This is a genomic window from Spirillospora sp. NPDC047279 (assembly GCF_040643285.1).
In the GTDB taxonomy this organism is placed as follows: domain Bacteria; phylum Actinomycetota; class Actinomycetes; order Streptosporangiales; family Streptosporangiaceae; genus Spirillospora.
In genome coordinates, this window is the sequence record NZ_JBEYUA010000003.1 from 407742 (window position 1) to 430242 (window position 22501).

General features: G+C 70.8%; 21 protein-coding genes and 1 riboswitch. Of the genes, 8 read left to right on the forward strand and 13 right to left on the reverse strand.

Features of this window, described 5'->3' with window-relative positions:
* The first annotated feature begins 6 nt into the window (after window positions 1-6).
* A complete protein-coding gene (locus ABZ810_RS09115) occupies window positions 7-693 on the forward strand; it encodes an alpha/beta hydrolase fold domain-containing protein (RefSeq protein ID WP_358401208.1) in 687 nt (228 codons plus the stop codon).
* 1005 nt (window positions 694-1698) lie between these two features.
* Entirely contained in the window at window positions 1699-2616 is a 918-nt protein-coding gene (locus tag ABZ810_RS09120) for a hypothetical protein (RefSeq protein WP_358401211.1), read from the forward strand.
* A 38-nt stretch (window positions 2617-2654) separates the two neighbouring features.
* Here ABZ810_RS09120 and ABZ810_RS09125 read toward each other — a convergent pair whose 3' ends face one another.
* The 9 genes from ABZ810_RS09125 to ABZ810_RS09165 all read right to left on the reverse strand — a co-directional run bounded on the left by ABZ810_RS09125 (window position 2655) and on the right by ABZ810_RS09165 (window position 12739).
* Window positions 2655-2924 (reverse strand): hypothetical protein, encoded by a 270-nt coding sequence (locus ABZ810_RS09125; RefSeq protein ID WP_358401213.1) that lies wholly within the window; start codon window positions 2922-2924, stop codon window positions 2655-2657.
* 200 nt (window positions 2925-3124) lie between these two features.
* Window positions 3125-4498, reverse strand: coding sequence for an L-serine ammonia-lyase (locus ABZ810_RS09130; protein WP_358401216.1), 1374 nt, complete (start codon window positions 4496-4498; stop codon window positions 3125-3127).
* A gap of 55 nt (window positions 4499-4553) precedes the next feature.
* Window positions 4554-5813 (reverse strand): serine hydroxymethyltransferase, encoded by a 1260-nt coding sequence (gene glyA, locus ABZ810_RS09135; RefSeq protein ID WP_358401218.1) that lies wholly within the window; start codon window positions 5811-5813, stop codon window positions 4554-4556.
* Window positions 5814-5815: 2 nt separating this feature from the next.
* Entirely contained in the window at window positions 5816-6205 is a 390-nt protein-coding gene (gene gcvH, locus ABZ810_RS09140; protein WP_358401220.1) for a glycine cleavage system protein GcvH, read from the reverse strand.
* Window positions 6206-6244: 39 nt separating this feature from the next.
* Window positions 6245-7327, reverse strand: a complete 1083-nt coding sequence (gcvT, locus tag ABZ810_RS09145) for a glycine cleavage system aminomethyltransferase GcvT (RefSeq protein ID WP_358401223.1) — start codon at window positions 7325-7327, stop codon at window positions 6245-6247.
* Window positions 7328-7488: 161 nt separating this feature from the next.
* Window positions 7489-7585, reverse strand: a riboswitch (glycine riboswitch).
* Window positions 7586-7643: 58 nt separating this feature from the next.
* Window positions 7644-8408, reverse strand: coding sequence for a 3-oxoacyl-ACP reductase (locus ABZ810_RS09150; protein WP_358401226.1), 765 nt, complete (start codon window positions 8406-8408; stop codon window positions 7644-7646).
* Window positions 8409-8417: 9 nt separating this feature from the next.
* On the reverse strand, window positions 8418-9773 hold the full coding sequence (locus ABZ810_RS09155) for an aldehyde dehydrogenase family protein (protein ID WP_358401229.1): 1356 nt from the start codon (window positions 9771-9773) through the stop codon (window positions 8418-8420).
* 23 nt (window positions 9774-9796) lie between these two features.
* Entirely contained in the window at window positions 9797-11134 is a 1338-nt protein-coding gene (locus tag ABZ810_RS09160) for a glutamine synthetase family protein (RefSeq protein WP_358401232.1), read from the reverse strand.
* A gap of 66 nt (window positions 11135-11200) precedes the next feature.
* Window positions 11201-12739, reverse strand: a complete 1539-nt coding sequence (locus ABZ810_RS09165; protein ID WP_358401235.1) for an amino acid permease — start codon at window positions 12737-12739, stop codon at window positions 11201-11203.
* Window positions 12740-12928: 189 nt separating this feature from the next.
* Between ABZ810_RS09165 and ABZ810_RS09170 the strand changes: the two genes are divergently transcribed.
* Together ABZ810_RS09170 and ABZ810_RS09175 are read left to right on the forward strand one after the other, a co-directional pair.
* Window positions 12929-13762 (forward strand): FCD domain-containing protein, encoded by an 834-nt coding sequence (locus tag ABZ810_RS09170; protein WP_358401238.1) that lies wholly within the window; start codon window positions 12929-12931, stop codon window positions 13760-13762.
* Window positions 13763-13907: 145 nt separating this feature from the next.
* Window positions 13908-15221 carry a site-2 protease family protein gene (locus tag ABZ810_RS09175; protein ID WP_358401241.1) on the forward strand — a complete coding sequence of 438 codons (1314 nt, stop codon included), beginning with the start codon at window positions 13908-13910 and terminating at the stop codon, window positions 15219-15221.
* A gap of 55 nt (window positions 15222-15276) precedes the next feature.
* Here ABZ810_RS09175 and ABZ810_RS09180 read toward each other — a convergent pair whose 3' ends face one another.
* Window positions 15277-16374: a PLP-dependent cysteine synthase family protein gene (locus ABZ810_RS09180; RefSeq protein WP_358401244.1), complete on the reverse strand. Its 1098-nt coding sequence runs from the start codon at window positions 16372-16374 to the stop codon at window positions 15277-15279.
* Between the two features lie 92 nt (window positions 16375-16466).
* On the opposite strand from ABZ810_RS09180, the gene ABZ810_RS09185 reads away from it, so the two are divergent.
* On the forward strand, window positions 16467-17288 hold the full coding sequence (locus tag ABZ810_RS09185; protein WP_358401247.1) for a hypothetical protein: 822 nt from the start codon (window positions 16467-16469) through the stop codon (window positions 17286-17288).
* A gap of 118 nt (window positions 17289-17406) precedes the next feature.
* The gene (locus tag ABZ810_RS09190; RefSeq protein WP_358401250.1) at window positions 17407-17562 is read left to right on the forward strand and encodes a hypothetical protein; all 156 of its coding nucleotides are present in this window, start codon (window positions 17407-17409) and stop codon (window positions 17560-17562) included.
* Here ABZ810_RS09190 and ABZ810_RS09195 read toward each other — a convergent pair.
* Together ABZ810_RS09195 and ABZ810_RS09200 are read right to left on the reverse strand one after the other, a co-directional pair.
* Entirely contained in the window at window positions 17552-17887 is a 336-nt protein-coding gene (locus tag ABZ810_RS09195) for a hypothetical protein (RefSeq protein ID WP_358401253.1), read from the reverse strand. The genes ABZ810_RS09190 and ABZ810_RS09195 overlap by 11 nt on opposite strands.
* Before the next feature lie 137 nt (window positions 17888-18024).
* A complete protein-coding gene (locus ABZ810_RS09200) occupies window positions 18025-19548 on the reverse strand; it encodes an ATP-dependent DNA ligase (protein ID WP_358401256.1) in 1524 nt (507 codons plus the stop codon).
* A 210-nt stretch (window positions 19549-19758) separates the two neighbouring features.
* Here ABZ810_RS09200 and ABZ810_RS09205 point away from each other — a divergent pair, with 210 nt between their 5' ends.
* Together ABZ810_RS09205 and ABZ810_RS09210 are read left to right on the forward strand one after the other, a co-directional pair.
* The gene (locus tag ABZ810_RS09205) at window positions 19759-20475 is read left to right on the forward strand and encodes a hypothetical protein (protein ID WP_358401258.1); all 717 of its coding nucleotides are present in this window, start codon (window positions 19759-19761) and stop codon (window positions 20473-20475) included.
* Window positions 20476-20839: 364 nt separating this feature from the next.
* Window positions 20840-21544, forward strand: coding sequence for a 4'-phosphopantetheinyl transferase superfamily protein (locus ABZ810_RS09210; protein WP_358401261.1), 705 nt, complete (start codon window positions 20840-20842; stop codon window positions 21542-21544).
* Here the strand turns inward: ABZ810_RS09210 and ABZ810_RS09215 are convergent.
* Window positions 21495-22487: a diiron oxygenase gene (locus ABZ810_RS09215; protein ID WP_358401263.1), complete on the reverse strand. Its 993-nt coding sequence runs from the start codon at window positions 22485-22487 to the stop codon at window positions 21495-21497. The two genes, ABZ810_RS09210 and ABZ810_RS09215, sit on opposite strands and share 50 nt — an antisense overlap.
* Window positions 22488-22501 lie beyond the last annotated feature (14 nt).

The following is a 22501-nucleotide window of genomic DNA, read 5'->3' on the forward strand; positions in this document are numbered from 1 at the left end:
GCGGTCATGACGAACTCAGTGATCACCACGGGAGCCGACACCGCCGAGGAGACCCGCGCGTTCAACGCCAGGCTGGCCACGATCACCGCCGCCGAGCCGAAGCTCTCCGAGATCGGCCCCGTGGAGGCACGCCGCCGCCGCGAGCAGGGCGAGGGAGTCTTCCCCGCCCCCGTCCGCCTCCCCGAGGGCACCGACGAGACCATGCGCGGCGTCCCCGTCCGGATCTTCCGTCCCGCCGACATCCGCGGAGTCCTCCTGCACGCCCACGGCGGCGGCTGGACGTTCGGCAGCGCCGCAGGCCAGGACGTCCGCCTGTGGGACCTCGCCGAGTCAGCCAACCTCGCAGTGGTCAGCGTCGGCTACCGCCTCGCCCCCGAGAACCCCCACCCCGCGGCCGCCGAGGACATCGAGAACGTGGCCCGCCAGCTGATCGCCACGTCGGCCACCGAGTTCGGCACCGACCGCCTCGTGATCGCCGGCGAGTCCGCAGGCGCCGATGATGTCAGCCCGTGCCGGCGTGATGATCACGTTCTCGGAGTGCAGATCTGTGTGAAGCAGGCAGTCACCGGTGATGGCCTCCAAGCCCCCGTACTGACGCTCAACTCCCTTGGTCACCCCCTTGGGGAGGGGGCCTGCTGGAGTCGCGCCAAGGCGACCCGAAGAAGGTCCAGGTCTGGAGAGCCGGGCGAATAGTCCGCGTGACGCCCGTCGACGTGCTCAAAGCCGAGCACGGTCCGGCCGTCTGACTCGATTCGCCGCAGGAGGCGATGCGAGATCCCGGCGACATAGGGGGTGACGTTGGCCTCGTTGTGCAGGGAACGGGCGAAGATCCCGCCGTTGGCCCCCTTGATGAACACCGGTCCGGTCTCGGTGTCCAGGGCGGCCGTGATGTCGGATCGGTCGCCGCCTGCCGGATGGCTGTCCAGGACTCGGCCCGTGTGCTCCTGAACACGGTCCCGGACAGCTCCCGGCAGGTCGGCCCAACTGATTCGCTCAGTCGTCGTCCGGGTCCGACCACAGGGCACCCGTGGTCTACAGAGAGCACCAGAATGATCCGGTCCTGTGGCCGTACCTCTGCTGTGGTCCTGACGGCGTTGGTGACCAGCTCGGACACGATCAACTCGCCGTCATCGATCAGAGCGGCGAAACCGAGTTCGCTGAGGGCTTGCCCGACAACTCGCCGCGCCCGGCCGACCTCCGCTGCCATGGGTGACAGATCCACCCGCACATACGGCGCACGCCCAGTAGCCGACCTCACGCCCGTCGAGTCAGGCGCCCGCCTCGTCTTATCCTGTACCTTGCCGATAGCCGGACCTCCGTTGTCCGGTCAGGCCCCGGAACCCCCGGTGTTCACCCACCGGCCCGGGGCCGTCTGACCCTCTTGACGATCGGCTTTCCGCCGCCGCCTCCATCAGTGACGCTCCGTATAGTCGCCACCAGGACCATTCAGCGATAGAGCACGCATCGCTGAGAGCGATAGGGACGCCGATGGAAGTTCGCACCCTCCCCGAAGCCCTCCAAATGATCATGGAGGCCAACGGTTGGTCTCAAACCCAGCTAGCACGTGAGCTGGGCGTTTCCCAAGGTTGGGTATCCGAGGTCTCGCGGGGGATAAAGGACACAACGGTCACCAAGGCCATCGGCCTACTCGCCCGCGTAGGCTGGGAAGTACGCATATCGCCCCGAGCGGAGGGCCCTGTGGAGCGCAGAGAGTTCATGGCCGCAGCCGCATCCGTGATCTTTGTGCCGGGACCACGGACCTCTCCTTATCGCGATCCCGCCTATCTCGACACGGTGGCCGAGTCTCTGGCCCGCAGCCGCTACGACCTCGGAGGCGTCCCGCTCGTTCCAGCGGCCGGCGCCCACGTGACCCGTATCGAAAAGGCGCTCTCCGCTGGTAGTGACGCGGCTCTCCAGAACGCCGCATCTGCTCTCGCCAATCAATCCGCGCTCGTGCTTTACGACGCCGACAAACTCTCCGCCGCAGACCATGCCGAGGCCCTCTCGTTGCGGCTTGCCACTCTGGTAGGCAATCGAGACGCGCAAGCACGCGCCTATGACGGTCTGAGCCGGATCAGTCTCTACCGGGGCGACTTCGCCCGAGCGGCTGCCTATGCCCGGCGCGGCCTTAAGCTCTCCGACCTCACGGCCGGCCAGCGCGCATCATTGAACATGCGCCTAGGACGCTCCTTGGCGCTGATTGCGGGTCATGGCGAGTCTTCTCGCTCAGCTCTGGATGACGCCCGTTCCGTTCCTGGCCTCTCCACCTTTGAACGCGCCGCACTGGTAGGAGACGTGGCCATCGGGCTTGGACACCTGCGCGTCTTCCGAGAGGCCGGTGCACTACTCGGCGAGGCCGCCGAAGTGATCGGGCAGTGGTCTCCGGTCTTCCAAGCGCAGTATCTCGGCCGCCAGATTCAAACTGCCCTACGAGCAGCTGATCCAGCCTTCGCGGCCGATCGCATGGCCGAACTGGCCAGAGCACTTCCCCTGGTTTCCTCCGCACGCGTGAACAAGCGCGCGGCGGACATCCTGGAGACATCCGCGCATTGGGCCCGCGTCCCCGAGATTCGCGACGCCAGGGAGCACCTGCTCACCGTGATGCCGTCTGGTTGACCGGTACCGACAAGCCGCCAGCGGGGTTGTGGCGGTGTTCAGGGTTCGGGGCGGAAGTCGTAGTAGGTCATGTTGCGTGGCTCGGTGAGCGCCTCCATGAACAGATCGGGGTGTTCGGCCGTCACCATCGCGCCGATTCGATGGAGCAGAATCCCCTCTGAGTAATACTCGCGCGCCATCCGTTCCCACCTCTCGTCGAGGATCTCGAGCGCGATTCCCTCATCGGTCCAGTGGTAGACCGCGACCTTTCGCATGCCCTCGGCCTGGAGCGCATAGAACCCGATCTTCCGGGGGATGCCGCTCGTCACGGTCTCGTCTCCCTTGTCATAGAGACGGTCTCGTCTCCCTTGTCATAGAGAGCGGATGCGCCTCGGAGAACGGCGGCTTGGTCGGGTTCTGAGGGGACGCAGTACTGAAGGGGTGGGGGTCTGGGGGCTTGCCCACAGCTTGGGTCTGGGCCGGGAGCCCCAGGTGGAGGGTCCGGAGCTCTAGCGGAGGGCCTTGATGATCAGCATTCGATCACGTTGACGGCTAGGCCGCCTCGGCTTGTTTCCTTGTACTTGTCGAGCATGTCTCGACCGGTGTCGCGCATGGTCTTGATGGCCTTGTCGAGACTGACGAAGTGGCGGCCGTCGCCTCGGAGGGCCATGCGGGTGGCGCTGATGGACTTGGTGGCGCCGATGGCGTTGCGCTCGATGCAGGGGATCTGGACGAGGCCGCCGATGGGGTCGCAGGTGAGGCCCAGGTTGTGCTCGATGGCGATCTCGGCGGCGTTCTCCACCTGCTCGGGGGTGCCGCCCATGACCTCGGTGAGGCCGGCGGCGGCCATGGAGCAGGCGGAGCCCACCTCGCCCTGGCAGCCGACCTCGGCGCCGGAGATCGAGGCGTTCTGCTTGAAGAGGACGCCGATCGCGGCGGCGGTGAGGAGGAAGCGGACGGCTCCCTCGTCGGAGGCGCCGGGGACGAACTTGGCGTAGTAGTGCAGGACGGCGGGGACGATGCCGGCGGCGCCGTTGGTGGGGGCCGTGACGATGCGGCCTCCGGCGGCGTTCTCCTCGTTGACGGCGAGGGCGAAGAGGGTGACCCAGTCCATCGCGTGCAGGGGGTCGGAGGGCTCCTCGCAGGTGAGCTGGCGGTGCAGCTGGGGTGCGCGGCGGCGGACCTTGAGGCCGCCGGGGAGGAGGCCCTCGCGGGAGCAGCCGCGGATGACGCAGTCCTGCATGACGTGCCAGAGGTGGATGAGGTCCCGCTTGATCTCGGTCTCGGTGCGGCCGAAGGCCTTCTCGTTCTCCAGCATGAGGGCCGGGATGGACAGGCCGGTGTCGTGGCACCGTTGGAGGAGCTCGGCGGCGGTGTCGAAGGGGTGGGGGAGGACGGTGTCGTCGGGCTTGATGCGGTCGGCGCCGGTGGCGTTCTCGTCGACGATGAAGCCGCCGCCGACGGAGTAGTAGACCTTGGAACGGAGCTCGGTGCCGTCGTGGGAGAACGCGGTGAAGCGCATGCCGTTGGGGTGGCCGGGGAGCGACTTCTTGCGTTCGAACACGAGGTGCTCGTTGACGACGAACGGGACGGCGTGGTGCTTGAAGAGGGTGAGCGTCCCGGACTCGCGGATCGCGGCGACGCGGGTGTCGGCGGTGTCGACGTCGACGAGCTCGGGCTTGTCGCCCTCCAGGCCGAGCATGACGGCCTTGTCGCTGCCGTGGCCCTTGCCGGTGAGGCCCAGGGAGCCGTAGAGGACCACCTGGACGGTGGCCGCCTTCTCCAGGACGCCGTCGCGGTCGAGGCCGCGGGCGAAGCGGTGGGCGGCGGCCATCGGGCCGCCGGTGTGGGAGGAGGAGGGGCCGATACCGACCTTGAAGAGGTCGAAGACGCTGATCGCCATGGGTGCTACCTCGTTGTAGCCGCTCCCCGCCGGAGACCCGGCGGGGAGCCACGGACTACAGGTTGGGGTACAGGGGGTGCTTGTCGGCCAGGGCCTTGACCCGGGCCGAGAGGGCCGCGGCGTCGAAGGACGGCTGGAGGGCGAGCGCGATGACGTCCGCGACCTCGCGGAAGTCGTCGGCGCCGAAGCCCCGGGTGGCCAGCGCGGGCGTGCCGATGCGCAGGCCGGAGGTGACCATCGGCGGACGCGGGTCGTTGGGCACCGCGTTGCGGTTGACCGTGATGCCGATGTCGTGCAGCCGGTCCTCGGCGTCGCGGCCGGTCAGCTCGGAGTCCACCAGGTCGACCAGGACCAGGTGAACGTCGGTGCCGCCGGTGAGGACCTTGACGCCCGCCTTGGCGGTGTCCTCGGCGAGCAGGCGCTCGGCGAGGATCCGCGCGCCCTCGACGGTGCGCTGCTGGCGGACCTTGAACTCGTCGGACGCGGCGACCTTGAGCGCCACCGCCTTGGCCGCGATCACGTGCTCCAGCGGGCCGCCCTGCATGCCGGGGAAGACCGCGGAGTTGATCTTCTTGCCGTACTCCTCGCGGGCGAGGATCAGGCCGCCGCGCGGACCGCCGAGCGTCTTGTGCGTGGTGGTGGTCACGATGTCGGCGTACGGGACGGGCGACGGGTGCAGGCCCGCGGCGACCAGGCCGGCGAAGTGGGCCATGTCGACCATCAGGAGGGCGCCGACCGAGTCGGCGATCTCGCGGAACGCGGCGAAGTCGAGCTGCCGCGGGTAGGCCGACCAGCCGGCGACGATCATCTTGGGCCGGTGCTCGGCGGCCAGGGACGCGACCTCGTCCATGTCGACCAGGCCGTCCTCGCCGCGTACGTGGTAGGGCACCACGTTGAGCGTCTTGCCCGAGTAGTTGAGCCGCATGCCGTGGGTCAGGTGCCCGCCGTGCGCCAGGTCGAGGCCCAGGATCGTGTCACCGTGCTTGAGCAGCGCGAAGTAGACCGCGGTGTTGGCCTGCGCCCCGCTGTGCGGCTGGACGTTGGCGTGCTCGGCGCCGAACAGCGCCTTGGCGCGGTCGATGGCCAGCTGCTCGGTGACGTCGACGTACTCGCAGCCGCCGTAGTAACGCTTGCCCGGGTAGCCCTCGGCGTACTTGTTGGTGAGGACCGACCCCTGGGCCTCCAGGACCGAGACGGGCGCGAAGTTCTCGGACGCGATCATCTCGAGGGTCGACTGCTGCCGGTTCAGCTCCTGGGCGACCGCCTCGGCGACCTCGGGGTCCGCCGATGCCAGCGAGTCGTACAGGGTGGTCATACTTAGCTCTCCTCGATCAGCTTGGTGTAGGCCTCGGCGTCGAGCAGGTCGCCCGGCTCGTCGCTGACGCGGACCTTGAAGATCCAGCCCTCACCGTACGGGTCGTCGTTGATGACCTTGGGCTCGTCGATCACCGCGGCGTTGATCGCGGTGATCTCGCCGTTGACCGGCGAGTACAGGTCGCTGACCGACTTGGTCGACTCGACCTCGCCGCAGGTCTCGCCCGCCTCGACGGTGTCTCCCTCGCTGGAGGTCAGCTCCAGGTAGACGATCTCGCCGAGGGCGTCGGCGGCGTGCTGGGTGATCCCGACCGTGACGATGCCTCCCTCCCCGTCCAGGCCGGACACCCATTCGTGCTCTTCGCTGTAACGGAGCTGCTCCGGAACGCTCACGATCGTTTCTCTCTCTTCTCGGATCTCGGTCGAAAGGTGTCAGGAACGCTTGTAGAACGGCAGGCTGACGACGTCGACAGGTTCCTGCCGCCCGCGGACGTCCACCGCGAGCTCGGTCTCCGTGACGCCGCTGTCGACGTACGCCATGGCGATCGGCCTGCCCAGTGTGGGCGACGGAGCGCCGCTCGTCACGACGCCGCACGGCGTGCCGTCCGACGTGACGACCGTGTAGCCCTTGCGGGGCGCCCGGCGGCCGCGGGCGACCAGTCCCACGAGGGTGCGGCCGGGCGGCGTCTGGGCCTGGGCCGCGAGGGCGGCCTTGCCGACGAAGTCGCCGGGCTTGTCCAGCTTGACGACGCGGCCGAGGCCCGCCTCGTAGGGGGACGTCTCGGCGGTCAGCTCGTTCCCGTACAGCGGCATGCCCGCCTCGAGCCGCAGGGTGTCGCGGGACGACAGGCCGCACGGCACCACGCCCTCGACCGCGGCCAGGGCCTTCCACACCGCCACCGCGTCACCGGCGTCGACGAAGAGCTCGAAGCCGTCCTCGCCGGTGTAGCCGGTCCGCGCCAGCAGGGCGTCCACCCCGGCGACCTTCGAGGCGAAGATCGCGTAGTACTTCAGATCCGGCAGCGGCGCGTCGGTGAACGCGGCCAGGATCTCCTGGGCCCGCGGCCCCTGGAGGGCGATCAGCGCGTACGCGTCGGACAGGTCGTTCACCCGTGCCTCGAAGCCGGCGGCCCGCTCGGTCAGGGCGTCGCGGACGACGGCCACGTTGGCCGCGTTGGCGACGACCATCCAGGTCTCGTCGGCCAGCCGGTAGACGATCAGGTCGTCCAGCACCCCGCCGTCCGGGGCGGTGATCATCGTGTAGCGCGCCTTGCCGACCTTCATCGGGGACAGGTTGCCGACCAGCGCGTGGTCGAGGGCGGCGCCCGCCTGGGGGCCGTGCAGGAAGATCTCGCCCATGTGCGAGAGGTCGAAGAGGCCCGCGCCGCCGCGCACCGCGGCGTGCTCGGCCGTCTCACTGGCGTACCGCAGTGGCATCAGGTAGCCGGCGAAGTCGACGAGGTTGGCCCCGAGCTCCTCGTGGACGTCGTACAGCGGCGTCTTCTTGGCGGGCATGGGTCGGCTCCTTGTTCGCGGGCGCGCGTGATCTCGATCGTCCCACCCGCGCACCGGGCGTCGTCGGTGCCTCCCCCTCTGTCATCGGCGCCTGAGAGCTTCACCCCGAGGGGCTTTCACCTTCGGCGGGGGACTCTTGGTCCCCGCTTTCCAGAGGTCGCCTGGTCCGCGCGGTCCGTGGGCCTGAGAGGTTCCGGGGAGGATTTGCTCCTTCGGCGTCCCTGGCCGGCTGCCAGGGCACTCTCCCGCGCGGGATCATCGGCTTTCGAGCAAGGCTAGCAGCGCCTTTCCCCCCTTTACCACCGCCCGCGAGGGCCTAGACGGGGGTCACGTAGGCGCCCGAGATCCCGCCGTCCACCAGGAACTCCGCGGCGGTGATGAACGAGGCGTCGTCCGAGGCCAGGAAGGCGACGGCGGCGGCGATCTCGGTGGCGTCGGCGAACCGGCCCAGGGGGACGTGGACGAGGCGGCGGGCGGCGCGTTCGGGGTCCTTGGCGAAGAGCTCCCGCAGGAGCGGGGTGTCGACGGGGCCGGGGCACAGGGCGTTGACCCGGATGCCCTCGCGGGCGAACTGCACGCCCAGCTCGCGCGACAGGGCCAGGACGCCGCCCTTGGAGGCGGTGTAGGAGATCTGGGACGTGGCGGCGCCCATGACCGCGACGAACGAGGCGGTGTTGATGATCGAGCCCCTGCCCTGCTCGCGCATGTAGGGGATCACGTGCTTGCAGCACAGGTAGACGCTGGTCAGGTTGACGTCCTGGACGCGCCGCCAGGCGTCCAGCCCGGTGTCCAGGATCGAGGCGTCGTCCGGCGGGGAGATCCCGGCGTTGTTGAACGCGATGTCGACGCGGCCGTACGCCTCGTGGGCGGCCCGGTAGAGCGCCTTCACCTCGTCCTCGGACGTGACGTCCGCCTTGACGAAGAGGCCGCCCACCGCCTCGGCGGCGGCCTTGCCCGCGGGCTCGTCGAGGTCGGCGACGACGACCCGGGCGCCCTCGGCGGCGAACCGCCGGGCGGTGGCCAGGCCGATGCCGCTGGCCCCGCCGGTGACGACGGCGACCCGGTCCTGCAAGCGCTGCACGTTCTCTCCTCAGTCGGTGGCGATGAAGACGTTCTTGGTCTCGGTGAAGGCGTCCAGCGCGTCCGGCCCCAGCTCGCGGCCCAGCCCGGACCGCTTGAACCCGCCGAACGGGGTCCAGAAGCGCACGGCGGAGTGGGAGTTGACCGAGAGGTTGCCGGCCTCGACGGCGCGGGCCATGCGGATGCCGCGGCCGAGGTCGCGGGTCCAGATCGAGCCCGCGAGCCCGTAGGGGGTGTCGTTGGCCAGCCGGACGGCGTCCGCCTCGTCGTCGAACGGGGCGACGGTGACGACCGGGCCGAAGACCTCGTCGTGCCAGGCGGGGAGATCGGTGACGCCCGGCCCGGCGAGGACGGTCGGCGGGAAGTAGAAGCCGGGGCCGTCCGGGGCCGAGCCGCGGAACGCCACCTCGTCCGGGACGTAGGAGGCGACCCTGGCCCGGTGGGCGGCGCTGATCAGCGGGCCCATCTCGGTCGCCGGGTCGGCGGGGTCGCCGACGACCACGCCCGCGACGGCGGGTTCGAGGAGCTCCAGGAAACGGTCGTGGACCTCGCGCTGGACCAGGAGGCGGGACCGGGCGCAGCAGTCCTGGCCGGCGTTGTCGAAGACGGCGTACGGGGCGGTCGCGGCCGCCCTCTCCAGGTCGGCGTCGGCGAAGACGATGTTGGCGTTCTTGCCGCCGAGCTCCAGCGTCACCCGCTTCACCCGCGACCCGGCCGCGGACATGATCTCCTTGCCGACCCGGGTGGAGCCGGTGAAGACGATCTTCGCGACGTCCGGGTGCTCGACCAGCCGGGCGCCGGCGACCGGGCCGGCGCCGGGCAGGATCTGGAGGACGCCCTCGGGGATCCCGGCGTCGAGGGCCAGCTCGCCGATGCGGCGGGCGGTGAGCGGGGTGAGCTCGGCCGGCTTGACGATCACGGCGTTGCCGGCGGCGAGGGCGGGGGCCGCGCCCCAGGCGAGGATCGGCATCGGGAAGTTCCACGGCACGATCACCGCGACCACGCCGAGCGGCTCGGCGAACGTGACGTCCAGCCCGCCGGGCACCGGGATCTGCCGCCCGAACTGCCGTTCCGGCGCCGCCGCGTAGTAGGAGAGGACGTCGCGGACGTTGCCCGCCTCCCAGCGGGCCTGGCCGACGGGGTGGCCCGCGTTGGCGACCTCCAGGGCGGCGAGCTCCCCGACATGGGCGTCGACGGCCGCGGCGAACGCGCGCAGCAGGCGGGCCCGGTCGCCGGGGGCCACGTTCCGCCAGGTCCCGTACGCCCGCCGGGCACGTTCCACCGCGGCGTCGGTCTCCTCGGCGGACGCCAGCGTGACGGTCTCGACGACCTTCCCGGTCGCCGGATTGATCACATCGAAGTCCATGGTCCCCCCGGGCCGGCGTTCGTTCACAGGCGCTCGAAGCCGCGGCGCAGCTCCCAGTCGGTGATCGCCCGGTCGTAGGCCTCCAGCTCGACCCGGGCGTAGTTGGCGTAGTGCGCCACGACCTCCGCGCCGAAGGCCCGCTCGGCGAGCTCGCTGCGGCCCCAGTCGGCCGCCGCCTCGCGCAGCGTCCCGACGACCGTGGGGGCGTCGGTGGCGTAGGCGTTGCCGGTGCAGGGCTCCTCCAGCGGCAGCTCGTCGTCGATGCCGCGCAGCCCGGCGGCGACGAGGCCCGCGACCGCGAGGTAGGGGTTGACGTCGCCGCCGGGCACCCGGTTCTCGACGCGCAGGGACGGCCCGTGCCCGACGAGGCGCAGCGCGCAGGTGCGGTTGTCGACGCCCCACTTGATCGCCGTTGGGGCGAACGAGCCGGGCTGGAAGCGCTTGTAGGAGTTGATGGTGGGCGCGTACAGCAGGGTGAGGTCGCGCAGCGCCGCCTGCTGCCCGGCGATGAAGTGCTCGCCGACCTTGGACAGGCCGTACGGGCCGTCGCCCGCCATGACCGGCGTGCCGTCGGCGGCGCGCAGCGAGATGTGGATGTGGCAGGAGTTGCCCTCCCGCTCGTTCGGCTTGGCCATGAACGTGATCGACATGCCCTCCTGGGCGGCGATCTCCTTGGCGCCGGTCTTGTAGAGGACGTGGTTGTCGCAGGTGGCGAGGGCGTCGGCGAAGCGGAACGCGATCTCGTGCTGGCCGAGGTTGCACTCGCCCTTCGCCGACTCCACGTACATCCCGGCGCCGTCCATGCCGTTGCGGACGCGCCGCAGCAGCGGCTCGACCCGGGAGCCGCCGAGCAGCGAGTAGTCGACGTTGTACCGGTTGGCCGGGGTCAGGTCCCGGTAGGCCTTGTCCCAGGCCTGCTCGTAGGTGTCCTGGTAGACGACGAACTCCAGCTCGGTGCCGACGTACGCGCCCCACCCGCGTTCGGCGAGCCGGCCGAGCTGGCGCCGCAGGATCTGGCGCGGGGAGGCGACCACCGGGGAGCCGTCCTCCCAGCCGAGGTCGGCGAAGACCAGGGCCGCGCCCTCCTGCCACGGAACGCGCCGCAGCGTGCCCATGTCGGGCCGCATCACGAAGTCGCCGTAGCCCCGGTCCCACGACGACATCGCGTAGCCGTCCACGGTGTTCATGTCGACGTCCACCGCGAGCAGGTAGTTGCAGCCCTCGGACCCGTGCCCGGCCACCTCCTCCAGGAAGTAGCGCGCCGACAGCCGCTTGCCCTGCAGGCGCCCCTGCATGTCGGTGATCGCGATGATCACCGTGTCGATCTGGCCGGCCTCGGCCTCGACCCACAGCTGTTCCATGGTGAGAGGTGGGGGAGATGGGGGCACGGGCGTCCGCCTTCCTCGGGGTGGTGGGTCGGCCGGGGGTCAGCCGACGGACTTCAGGTCCTCTTCGATCGCGGCGAGCTCCTCGGCGCTGCCCTGCACCTTGGGCCCGGTGAACCACGTGCGCGCCGACACCAGCCACCACAGGCCCGCGCCGCCGAGCACGACCAGCACGGCCACGGGGGAGTAGTTGAAGGAGTCCCGCGTGATCGGGTTGACCGGGGGCAGCATGAACACCACCGAGATGAACAGCACCCAGGCGACCGCGACGATCCCGACGGGCCTGCTCCACCGGCCGAGGTGCCACGGCCCGCGCTGGAACCGGTCGCCCTGCCGCAGCCGCAGGAACGTCGGGATCACGTACGCGATGTAGAGGCCGATCACCGCGACCGAGGTGACGGCCAGGTAGGCGGTCTTGTTCCAGATCGCGGGCAGGGCCAGCACCCACGCGCCGCCGGCCGCGAGCCAGATCGCGTTGGTGGGGGTGCGGGTGCGCTTGTTGATCGCGTGCCAGAGGCGGGAGAACGGCAGGGCGCCGTCCCGCGAGAACGCGTAGATCATGCGGGAGTTGGCGGTGACCGAGGCCATGCCGCAGAAGAACTGCGCGACGAACGAGATGAGGATCAGCAGCTTGCCGGTGGTCTCGCCGGCCGCCGCGACGAAGATGCCCGCCGGGCCCTCGGTGAGCGCCGCGTCGTAGTCCTGGATGGCGAACGTGACGCCGACCAGCAGGATCCAGCCGGCGATCACCGACACCAGCACCGAGTTGACGATGCCCTTGGGCCCGCTGCGCGCGGCGTCCCTGGTCTCCTCGGTCATGTGCGCGGAGGCGTCGTAGCCGGTCATCGTGTACTGGGACAGCAGCAGGCCGATCAGCGCCGCGTACCAGCCGAACTGCCAGCCGCTCCCGTTGACGAACTCGGTGAAGACGAAGCCCGCCGACTGGTGCTCGGAGGGCTTGAACACCAGCACCCCGACGACGACCGCGACGCCGATGACGTGCCACCAGACGCTGACGTTGCCCAGCAGCGCGACCAGCTTCACGCCGAACTGGTTGAGCAGCGCGTGGACCGCCAGGATGACGGTGAAGAGCACGAAGGTGTGGCCGAGCGACACCGAGTAGCCGAACTGCAGGTCCAGCAGGGGGTTCAGGAACGCCGCCGAGCCGTAGACGATCGCCGCCGTGACCGCGACCTGGCCGATGAAGTTGAACCAGCCGGTGAACCACGACCACGCGGCGCTGTTGGTCGACGCGAGCTTGGCCGCCCAGTAGTAGAGGCCGCCGGCGGTGGGGTAGCTGGAGCAGACCTCGGCCATGGCCAGCGCCACCAGCAGGGTCATGGCGCCGACGAACAGCCAGCCCCAGGTGATGATCACCGGGCCGCCGCCGGCCAGGCCGATCGTGTAGGAGGTGAGGCAGCCGCTCAGCACCGAGATGATGGTGAACGAGACCGCGAAGTTGGAGAAGCCGGACATCGAGCGGCTGAGCTCCTGCGCGTAGCCGAGCTCGTGCAGGCGCTTCTCGTCGGCGGACAGTGAATCGGGCGGTTGGGCGGATGCCTTGTGCTCGTCGACGCTCACGAGCGCCTCCTAGTGATCCGTGCGGAGGGGTCGGGGTCCATCTGCGCTGCCGGCCGGCTGCCTAGCACGTCGTTAAACGGGCTAATGTCAGACCATTAATGGTTATGGTCGCGGTGGCGTCAAGAGCCTGGCCGACGCGAAACAGACATGTAACGTGGCTCCCGGAATCGGGGGCGGTGGAGGGCGGCGATGCAGGGCGACACCGGGCTGGGCGACCCTGGGCTGGGCGACGCCGGCGAGCCCGCCGCCGAGCCCGCCGCCGAGCCCGCTGCCGAGCCCGCTGCCGAGCCCGCCGCTGAGCCCGCCGCCGAACCGGGCATCGGGGCGGTGTTCCGGCCCGTCCGCGCCGGCAACGCGTTCGAGGAGACCGTCGAGCGGCTGCTCCAGGTGATCAAGCTGGGCGTGGTCGGCCACGGCGGGAAACTCCCGCCCGAACGTGAGCTGGCGCCCCGGCTGGGCGTGAGCCGGGTGACGCTGCGGGAGGCCATCAGGGCGCTCCAGCAGGAGGGATACGTGGAGTCCCGGCGGGGCCGCGCCGGCGGCACCTTCGTCACCTACCGGCCGCCCCGGCCGCGCCGCGGCGATCTGGCCCGGGTCGCGGCGGGCCGCGGCGAGCAGCTCGCCGACGCGCTCACGTACCGGATGGCGGTCGAGACCGGTGCCGCGGCCCACCTGGCCTCCACCGGCCTCTCGCCCGCGGACGCCGCCCGGCTGCGCGCCGCCCTGGACGCGGTCAACACCGCGGGCGAGGCCGACTACCGGCGCCTCGACACCCTCTTCCACCTCACGATCGCCGAGCTCACCGGCTCGGAGCTGCTGGCCGGCGCCTGCGCCGACGCGCGCATGCGGGTCACCGACCTGCTGAACGCGATCCCGGTGCTCCAGCGCAACATCGAGCACGCCGCCGTCCAGCACGCCGCGGTCGTGACGGCGATCCTGGCCGGCGACCCGGAGGCCGCCAGACGCGCCGTGGCCGAGCATCTGGAGGGCACGGCGGCCTTGCTCCGCGGCTTCCTCGGCTGACCCCGGGGAGCATCGCCCATGACGTACCCTGAACGGGTCGCTGGAGATCACGAACCGGCATGGGACACGCGGAACCGGCACGAGACCCGGCACGAGACCGGGACCGGCGCGGGACCGGCGCAGGACACAGAGGGGACGCGCGCACATGGACTGGCTGCTCTGGGTGGCGGGTGTGCTGGGCTTCTTCCTGTGCCTCATGGGCTCCATCGCCCTGCACGAGCTCGGGCACTTCACGTTCGCCAAGAAGTTCGGCGTGCGGACGCCGCAGTTCATGGTCGGGTTCGGTCCGACGCTCTGGTCCAGGACCAGGGGCGAGACCGAGTACGGGATCAAGTGGATCCCGCTCGGCGGCTACATCCGCATGATCGGCATGCTGCCGCCGCGCAAGGGCGACGCGCCGGGCCAGGTCCGCCAGATCAGCACCGGCCCGTGGCAGGGGCTGATCGAGTCGGCCCGCGGCGCGGCGCTGGAGGAGGTCCGCCCCGGCGACGAGGACCGGGTCTTCTACGCCAAGAAGTGGTGGCAGAAGCTCACCATCATGTTCGCCGGCCCGGCGATGAACCTCCTGCTCGCGGTGCTCTTCTTCGCCATCCTGATCATGGGGATCGGCCAGGAGAACCGCATCGCCCGCCCAGTGGTCAGCGCAGTCAGCGAGTGCGTGGTCCCGGCCGCGCAGGCGACCGCGACGTGCCCGGCGAACGCCGCGCCCACCCCGGCCGCCCAGGTCGGGATCAAGCCCGGTGACCGCTTCGTCTCGTTCGCCGGTCAGCCGATCAAGGACTACCCGCAACTCCAGGGCCTGATCCGCGAGTCGGCCGGCAAGACCGTCCCGGTGGTCGTCGAGCGCGGCGGGCAGTGGGTCCCCCTCCAGGTGCCGATCATCAAGAACCAGATGCCCGACCTGAAGGACGAGACCAAGACCGTCACGGTCGGGTTCCTCGGCATCACCCCGCTCTCGGAGTTCGTCTACGAGCGGCAGGGCCCGGTCGCGGTCGCCGAGCAGTTCGGCACGATGACCGCGCACACCGCGGGCGCGCTGGTGCGCATGCCGCAGAAGATGGTCGGCGTCTGGCACGCGGCGTTCGGCGGCCAGGACCGCGACCCCAACGGCCCGGTCGGCGTCGTCGGCGTCAGCCGCCTGGGCGGCGAGGTCGTCGCCTCCGACTGGCCCGCCCAGCGCAAGATCGCGATCTTCGTCGGGCTGCTCGCCTCGATCAACCTGGCGATCGGCCTGTTCAACCTGGTGCCGCTGCTGCCGCTGGACGGCGGGCACATGGCCGGGGCGCTGCTGGAGGCGATCAAGAAGTTCTTCGCCCGGCTCTTCGGCCGTCCCGACCCCGGCTACGTCGACGTGGCCAAGGCGCTGCCGCTGACGTACGTGATGGCGATCATCTTCATCGTCATGGGCGGACTGCTGATCTACGCCGACCTCGTCAACCCCATCCGCCTGTCCGGCTAGCGCCCTCGCGCCGGTGCCGGGCCTCGGCGTCAGGCCTCGGCGTCGCGCGCCGATGTCAGGCCTCGACGGGCATCTCACCGGTCTTGAGGAACGCGCGCAGGGCCTCCACGTAGGGACCGACGGCCAGCCCGCGTTCGGCCAGCCACGCGTCCGAGCCGTACGTGCGGGCGTACCGTTCGCCGCCGTCGCAGATCAGCGTCACCACGCTGCCGCGCTCGCCGCGCGCCCGCATCCCGGCGACCAGCTCCGCCACCGCCCACATGTTGGTGCCGGTCGAGCCGCCGACGCTGCGGCCGGTGACCTCGGTGGTCCAGCGCATCGCCGCGATCGACGCCGCGTCCGGCACCCGCACCATCCGGTCGATCACGGTCGGCAGGAACGACGGCTCGACCCGGGGGCGCCCGATGCCCTCGATCCGCGAGCCCTCCGCCGTACGGTCCGGGTCGTGGTCGCTGAACGCGCCGTAGAACGCCGAACCCTCGGGGTCGACCACGGCCACCCGGGTCTCGAACCGCCGGTAGCGCACGTACCGCCCGATCGTCGCCGACGTGCCGCCGGTGCCCGCCCCGACCACGATCCAGGACGGCTCGGGGAAACGTTCCAGTGACAGCTGCTCGAAGATCGACTCGGCGATGTTGTTGTTGCCGCGCCAGTCGGTGGCGCGCTCGGCGTAGGTGAACTGGTCCATGAAGTGCCCGCCGCACTCCTCGGCCAGCCGCCGCGACTCCTCGTAAATCATTCCCGGCTCGTTCACCAGATGGCAGCGGCCGCCGTAGAACTCGATGAGTTGGATCTTCTCGGGACTGGTCGACGCCGGCATCACCGCGACGAACGGCAGGCCGAGGAGCCGGGCGAAGTACGCCTCGCTCACCGCGGTCGAGCCGCTGGACGCCTCGATGATCGTGGTGTCCTCGCAGATCCAGCCGTTGGCCAGCCCGTACAGGAACAACGACCGCGCCAGCCGGTGCTTCAGCGACCCGGTCGGGTGCACCGACTCGTCCTTGAGGTACAAGTCGATGCCCCACTCGGGCGGAAGGGGGAAGACGTGCAGATGCGTGTCGGCGCTGCGGTTGGAGTCGGCCTCGACCTTCCGGATCGCCTCCGAGATCCACTCCCGGCGGCCCGGGTCGCAGCGGTCCACGATGCGGCTCATCTCTGCCCCCTCGTCCGTGATCGTTCGTGATCGTTCCGCACTCCACGATATCCGCGCATGTCACAGGGCATCATGGGGGATACGGGGGGCTCATGATCGAGTTGTTCACGCACCGGATCGTGGAGACGGGCCGGCTGCCGCTGTTCTCGTTCCTGGTGGCGTTCATCGTGATGTTCGTGCTGACACGGATGAACGTCCGGCTGATCCGCGCCGACGTGCGGTGGTGGTTCAAGAACGTCAAGGTCGGCGAGATGCACATCCACCACGTGGTGTTCGGCGTGGTGCTGATGCTCGTCGGCGGGGTGGCGGGCTTCGCCGTGCCCGACCTCTACGGCGGCTTCAACGTCGTCGCCGCGGTCGTCTTCGGCATGGGCTCGGCCCTGGTCCTGGACGAGTTCGCGCTGATCCTGCACCTGGACGACGTCTACTGGACCGAGAAGGGCCGGGCCTCGGTCGACGCGGTCTTCGTCGCGATCGCGGTGACCGGGCTGCTCCTGATCGGCGTGCGCCCGCTCGGCTTCGAGGGCATCCAGCCCGACCCCGACGGCGACACCAGCCGCGCCGTCCTCGTCGGCGTCTACGCGTTCTCGCTGGGCGGCAACCTGGTCCTGGCCGTGATCACCCTGCTCAAGGGCAAGATCTGGACGGGTCTGCTCGGGCTCTTCGTGCCGATCATCCTGATCATCGGCGCGATCCGCATCGCCCGGCCCGGATCGCCCTGGGCGCGATGGCGGTACGAGCCCGGCTCGCGCAAGGCGCGCAGCGCGCAGTGGCACGAGGAACGCTTCCGGCGTCCTCTCATCAGGGTGAAGATCTGGGTCCAGGAGTTCATCGCGGGACGCCACGACCTCGACCTCAGGCATCGCCGCAAGGGCGTGACGGACCCGCGCGGCGGCCGCTCCAAGGTCGAGTAGCGCGAGCCGCCAGAGGGGCGCGCGAGCCCGCCAGAGGAGATCGTCCGGAGCCCCGCCGTCACAACCGGGCGGCCGGGTCCGTCATCACGGTGACAGACCTGATCGAAGGGGCACGATCGTGAACGGGAGGATCGTCGAGATGGACATCCTCGGTGACCGTGACCGTGACCGTGACCGTGACCGTGACCGTGACCGTGACCGTGACCGTGACCGTGACCGTGACCGTGACCGCCTGGCCGCCCTCGACCTCGACCTCGGCTCGCTCAGCGGCTGACGGAGAAGGGGTCGGCGTCGAGCCCGAACTGGAGGCCGAACGGGGCCTCGGCCTTGAGCTCGGTGTTGGGCTTGGGCTCCGGGTTGTCCTGCTCCTCCAGGGCGCCCGCCGTGCCGGGCACGGGGTCGTCCGCCCCGGGAGCGACGGCGGCGGCGCCGGGCGCGGTGTCGCCCGCACGGGGCACGGCCGCGGCAGGCCCCGCGGCGGGAGGAGGCGGGGCCGCGGCGGCGCCGGCGGGCTGAGCCACCGCGAGCAGGCCGAGCGCGGCCCCGGCCAGGGCGGCCGGGAACCGGGCCGCCACGGTACGGACGGCAGTGTCACGCATGATCGCCCCCGATGTCACTGGTCACCCCCGATGTCACCGAGTCACCATCATCGGCGCCCCGGCCGCCGGTGCGCCGCAGCGACACGGCAAAGGCTGTGCCGCGGCGACACGGCACAGCCGCAGCCAGGGCCCGCGGGTCAGTCCATGACCGGGGCGATGGCGCGCACGGTGTCGATGGTGTCGGCCTCGGCGGCGGACTTGTCGGGGCGGTAGCGCAGGACGCGGGCGAAGCGCAGCGCGATGCCGCCGGGGTAGCGCGGGCTGTGCTGGACGCCGTCGAAGGCGATCTCGACGACGAGCTCGGGACGGACGTGCACGGTCCAGTCGTCCTCGCGGACGGCGAGGGCGCGCAGCGCGTCGGTCTGCCAGGCGAGCAGCTTGTCGGTCAGGCCCTTGAACGTCTTGCCGAGCATGACGAAGCCGCCGGTTGCGGGGTCGCGGGCGCCGAGGTGGAGGTTGGAGAGGTAACCCTTGCGGCGGCCGTGGCCCCACTCGACCGCGAGGACGACCAGGTCGAGGGTGTGCCGCGGCTTGACCTTGATCCAGCCGGCGCCGCGGCGGCCCGCGGTGTAGGGGGTGTCGAGCGACTTCACGACCACGCCCTCGTGGCCGAGCCTGACGGACTCGGTGAAGAAGGCGGTGGCGGTGGCGGCCGAGTCGGTGACGATGCGCGGCATGCGCAGGTCGTCCGGGACGACCCGGGCGAGCGCGGCCTGGCGGTCGGCGGCGGGCGCGTCGAGCAGGTCGTCGCCGTCGAGGTGCAGCACGTCGAACAGGAGGACCGAGAGGGGCACCGAGTCGTCGCTGTGGGTGCGGGTCATCGTGCGCGCGGAGGTGACCTGGAACGGGTGGGGGCGGCCGTCCGGGCGGAGCGCGATGAGCTCGCCGTCGAAGACGCCGGTGTCGAGCGCGAGCCCGCGCATCGCCTCGACCACCTCGGGCAGGCGGTCGGTGATGTCGTCGAGGGTGCGGGTGAACACGCGGACGCCGGCCGGCGAGACGTGGATCTGGGCGCGGATGCCGTCCATCTTCCACTCGACGGCCACCTCGCCGGTCAGCTTGGCGAACGCCTCGTCCATGTCGGGCGCGGCGGCGGCGAGCATCGGCTTGATCGGGCGGCCCACCTCGAGGCGGAACGCGCGCAGGGCGGTCACGCCGCCGGCGAGGGCGGCGGTGGCGACCGGGCCCAGGGCGCCGCGCAACATCACCGCTCGCCGCACCTCGGTCGCCGGAACCTCGGCGGCGGCCGCGATCGCCTCGGCCATCACGCCGTCGAGCGCGCCCTGGCGCAGCTCGCCGGCGAGGAAACGGATGAGGAAGTCCTGCTCGGCGTGGGTGGCGCGGCCCAGGAGGCCGCCGAGCAGGGTGCGCCGCCGGGCGACCGAGCCCTTGCCCGAGACCTCGCCGATCTCGGTGAACGCCGCGTCGACCTCGAGGACGGTGAGCGACGGCCCGGTGGCCGGCCCGGGAATGTCACGCAACGCGGCGTAACCCACCCCGATCTGGCGTTGGGGCAGGTCACCGGACAGGTAGGCGACCACGACGGCGGCCTCGCCCGGCTCGGCCGTGCGCAAGCACTCGGCGAGCAGACTTACCTTGGTCTTGCGGCCGGACGTGGCGGTCACCGCGTCCGACGTTCGAGCGATATCGGCGAGCAGCACACCCCCATTGTGTCCACAGGGTCTGACATTTGCCGCCACCAGGGTGTCTGGTCAGGACCACGGTCAGCCGATTACCTTGCGAGGAGAACAGGGCTGTCGGGGGAGTGAGGAGCAAGAGTGGGGCGTCCTCGTCCACCGGAGCCATTCCCGCGCGTCTACTCGCCGCCGGAGCCCCCGGCGCGCGCCCGCCGTCCGCGGCCGGCCGCCGTCGTGACGGCGCTGGTGTCGTTCGCCGTGGCGGCCGTCGTGGTGTTCCTGCTCGTGCCGGGCCTCGGCGGCAAGAGCGGCGAGCGGACCGCCGGGTCCGCGGCGCCCACGCCCACCGGGGCGCAGACCGGCGCGCCGTCGGCGTCCGAGCCGGCCTCGCCCCCGGCCGAGCCGACCACGAGCCCGAGCACCGCGCCGTCCGGCCCGCCCGTGGCCGGAGCGCCCCCGATCACCGCGTTGCCCGCGTCCTGCGGCACGATCTCGCAGGGCACCGTCAACCGGCTCGTCCCCGGCGCCAGGCGCCAGGAGGAGAGCCGCAACAGCACGCTCACCACCTGCACCTACGCCTCCGCCGGTCCCGAGTCGCGCTGGCTGCGGGTCGAGGCGCACCTCTACCCGCCCGACAAGTCCGACACGCCGGTCGATGACGCCAAGGGCTACTACGATGCTCAGTGGACGCAGGCGAGGCAGCCCACGCTGGAACGCACGGTGAGCCTCAACCGCCAGTCCGGTCTGGGCGACGAGGCGTTCCGCTGGTTCAAAGTCGACAAAGGCCAACCGACCGTCGTCGGTCAGGTCACCGTGCGCCTTCGCAATGCGGTGATAGCCGTGAGTTACAGCGAATATGCCGAGAGTAAAAATGAAGCGGATTCGCGTGAGCGGACATGCCTCGCCAAAGCCACCGAGGCGGCCCGAGAAGTGCTTGGCGGGTTCCGTTGAGTTGAACCATTTTTGTCCTGGTTCGGCCGATCGTGGCATGGCTGCCGTCATTCGCTTCTAGGCTGTTTCGGTATAGGGGAGGGCGGTACCGGCCCGGCTCAGTGGGAGGGCGGCGTCCGGTGCGGTCGGCCCGTGGGGAGGAGGAGGTCGACGCGTGTACGCGCAATTGGTAGGAGTGTCCTGGGTGTAGTAGCCCCAGGTCACGAGGAGTAAGTCGGCACAAGGGCCGCAGGGTGGACCATCGCCCTGCGGCCCTCACTGGTGTAAGGAGTGGACCACTCGACGTGTTCGCAAAAAGGTTCCGCACCGGCCCGACCGGACCATCGCTTAATGTGACAACAGACGGACGATGAATGGAGCGAAGGTGGAACCGGTTGCAGTTTGGTGGGCGACGCTCGCGGACGTACGGCCGGCGCACGAGGCCCTGCTCGACTCGGTCGAACGCGGGCGCCGGGAACGGTATCTCCGTGACGCCGACCGCGACCGGTTCACACTCGGTGCGGCCATCACCCGAATCGCCGTCGGAACGGCGCTCGGCATCTCTCCGGAACACGTTCGCATCGACCGCGCGTGCGACGACTGCGGCAAGCCGCACGGCCGCCCGGTGATCGACGGCGGCCCGCACGTGTCGGTCTCGCACTCCGGCGACCGGGTCGGTGTGGCGATCTCCGCGCACGGTCCGGTGGGCCTGGACGTCGAGGAGGCCGGCCGCGCCAACGAGAGCATCGCCGGCCATCTGCTGGCGCCCGCCGAGAAGGCCGACGCCGCGGCGGCCGGGATGAGCCCCGACGCGCTCCTGGCGTACTGGACCCGCAAGGAGGCCGCCCTCAAGGCGACCGGAGACGGCCTGCGCGTGGGCCTCACCCGCCTGAGCATGTCCGCGCCCGCCGACCCGCCGCGGCTGGTCGGCTGGGAGGGCCGTCCCGACCTGCCGGGCCGCATGGCCATGCGCCGGCTCGAGCCGGGGCCGGGCTACGGCGCCTGCCTCGCGATGATCGACCACCCGGCGGCCGTCGACGTCACCGAGGCGCCGGCGTACTTCCTCCGGGGGCCAGCAGGCCGGCCTTGATCCAGACGTTCCGCGCGGGGCCGTCCAGGAAGCCGACCTCGTCGAAGAAGGCGGTGCACTTGGCCAGCGACCACGCCATCGTGGCGCGGCGGTGCGGGCTGCGCGCCGCGACCCGGCGGGCGATGCCGGGGTCGAGTCCGACGCCGGCGTAGCAGGACGGATGGATGATCTCGGCGGCCATGAGCCGGGTGGCCTGCGCCAGCCCGTAGGCCGCGGCGCGGCGCTGCACCGCGGGCTTGCGGACGACCAGCCGCTTGAGCTCCTCCCGCGCGTACTTGATGTGCCGGGCCTCCTCGATCACGTGGATCCGGGTGACCTGCCGGACCATCGGCTGCATCTCCTCGTCCGGGAACGTCAGCCGCTGGAACGCGTCGGTGAGCTCCTCGACGAGGAGCACGCCGGCGAACATCGGCATCGGGTCGTAGACCGCCGCCACGACCTTGCCCAACTGGAAGACCGGCCCGCGCGGCCGGTGGGTGCGCAGCCCGCACGTCTTCACCATGCGCGCGAACATGACCGAGTGGCGGCACTCGTCGGCGATCTCCGTCAGCGCGTACGCGACGTGGTCGCTGTCGTACCGGAGCCGGTAGGAGTGCTGCACCAGCGACTGCATGAGCAACATCTCCGACCAGATGCCGAACGAGGCGATGCTGCACAGCTCGTGCTTGCTCAGCTCGACCCGCTGCCGGTGCGTCATCCGGTCCCACAGCGGCGTCTCGTACAGCGACACCAGCGGTGGCGGCAGGTAGAAGCGGTCCGGGTCCTGTGGCGCGTCCCAGTCGACGTCCACGTGCGGGTCGAACGAGTGTCTCCGGGACGTCTTGAGGAGCCGCGCGGCGACCACCTCGCGGTCGGTCAGGTCGAGCGTGTGGTCCCCATCCCTGCAGCGGACCTTCGCGGTCCAGGTCCGGGGGCGGTCGGTGACGGCGGCCGGGGTGGTCATGGGGGCCTCCTAGC

Bases quoted from the DNA above. Each gene is read 5' to 3' on its own strand.
- ABZ810_RS09115 (WP_358401208.1), top strand. From the start codon at position 7: ATGACGAACTCAGTGATCACCACGGGAGCCGACACCGCCGAGGAGACC.
- ABZ810_RS09130 (WP_358401216.1), bottom strand. From the start codon at position 4,498: ATGGCGATCAGCGTCTTCGACCTCTTCAAGGTCGGTATCGGCCCCTCC.
- glyA (WP_358401218.1), bottom strand. From the start codon at position 5,813: ATGACCACCCTGTACGACTCGCTGGCATCGGCGGACCCCGAGGTCGCC.
- gcvT (WP_358401223.1), bottom strand. From the start codon at position 7,327: ATGCCCGCCAAGAAGACGCCGCTGTACGACGTCCACGAGGAGCTCGGG.
- ABZ810_RS09155 (WP_358401229.1), bottom strand. From the start codon at position 9,773: ATGGACTTCGATGTGATCAATCCGGCGACCGGGAAGGTCGTCGAGACC.
- ABZ810_RS09160 (WP_358401232.1), bottom strand. From the start codon at position 11,134: ATGGAACAGCTGTGGGTCGAGGCCGAGGCCGGCCAGATCGACACGGTG.
- ABZ810_RS09170 (WP_358401238.1), top strand. From the start codon at position 12,929: ATGCAGGGCGACACCGGGCTGGGCGACCCTGGGCTGGGCGACGCCGGC.
- ABZ810_RS09175 (WP_358401241.1), top strand. From the start codon at position 13,908: ATGGACTGGCTGCTCTGGGTGGCGGGTGTGCTGGGCTTCTTCCTGTGC.
- ABZ810_RS09180 (WP_358401244.1), bottom strand. From the start codon at position 16,374: ATGAGCCGCATCGTGGACCGCTGCGACCCGGGCCGCCGGGAGTGGATC.
- ABZ810_RS09185 (WP_358401247.1), top strand. From the start codon at position 16,467: ATGATCGAGTTGTTCACGCACCGGATCGTGGAGACGGGCCGGCTGCCG.
- ABZ810_RS09195 (WP_358401253.1), bottom strand. From the start codon at position 17,887: ATGCGTGACACTGCCGTCCGTACCGTGGCGGCCCGGTTCCCGGCCGCC.
- ABZ810_RS09215 (WP_358401263.1), bottom strand. From the start codon at position 22,487: ATGACCACCCCGGCCGCCGTCACCGACCGCCCCCGGACCTGGACCGCG.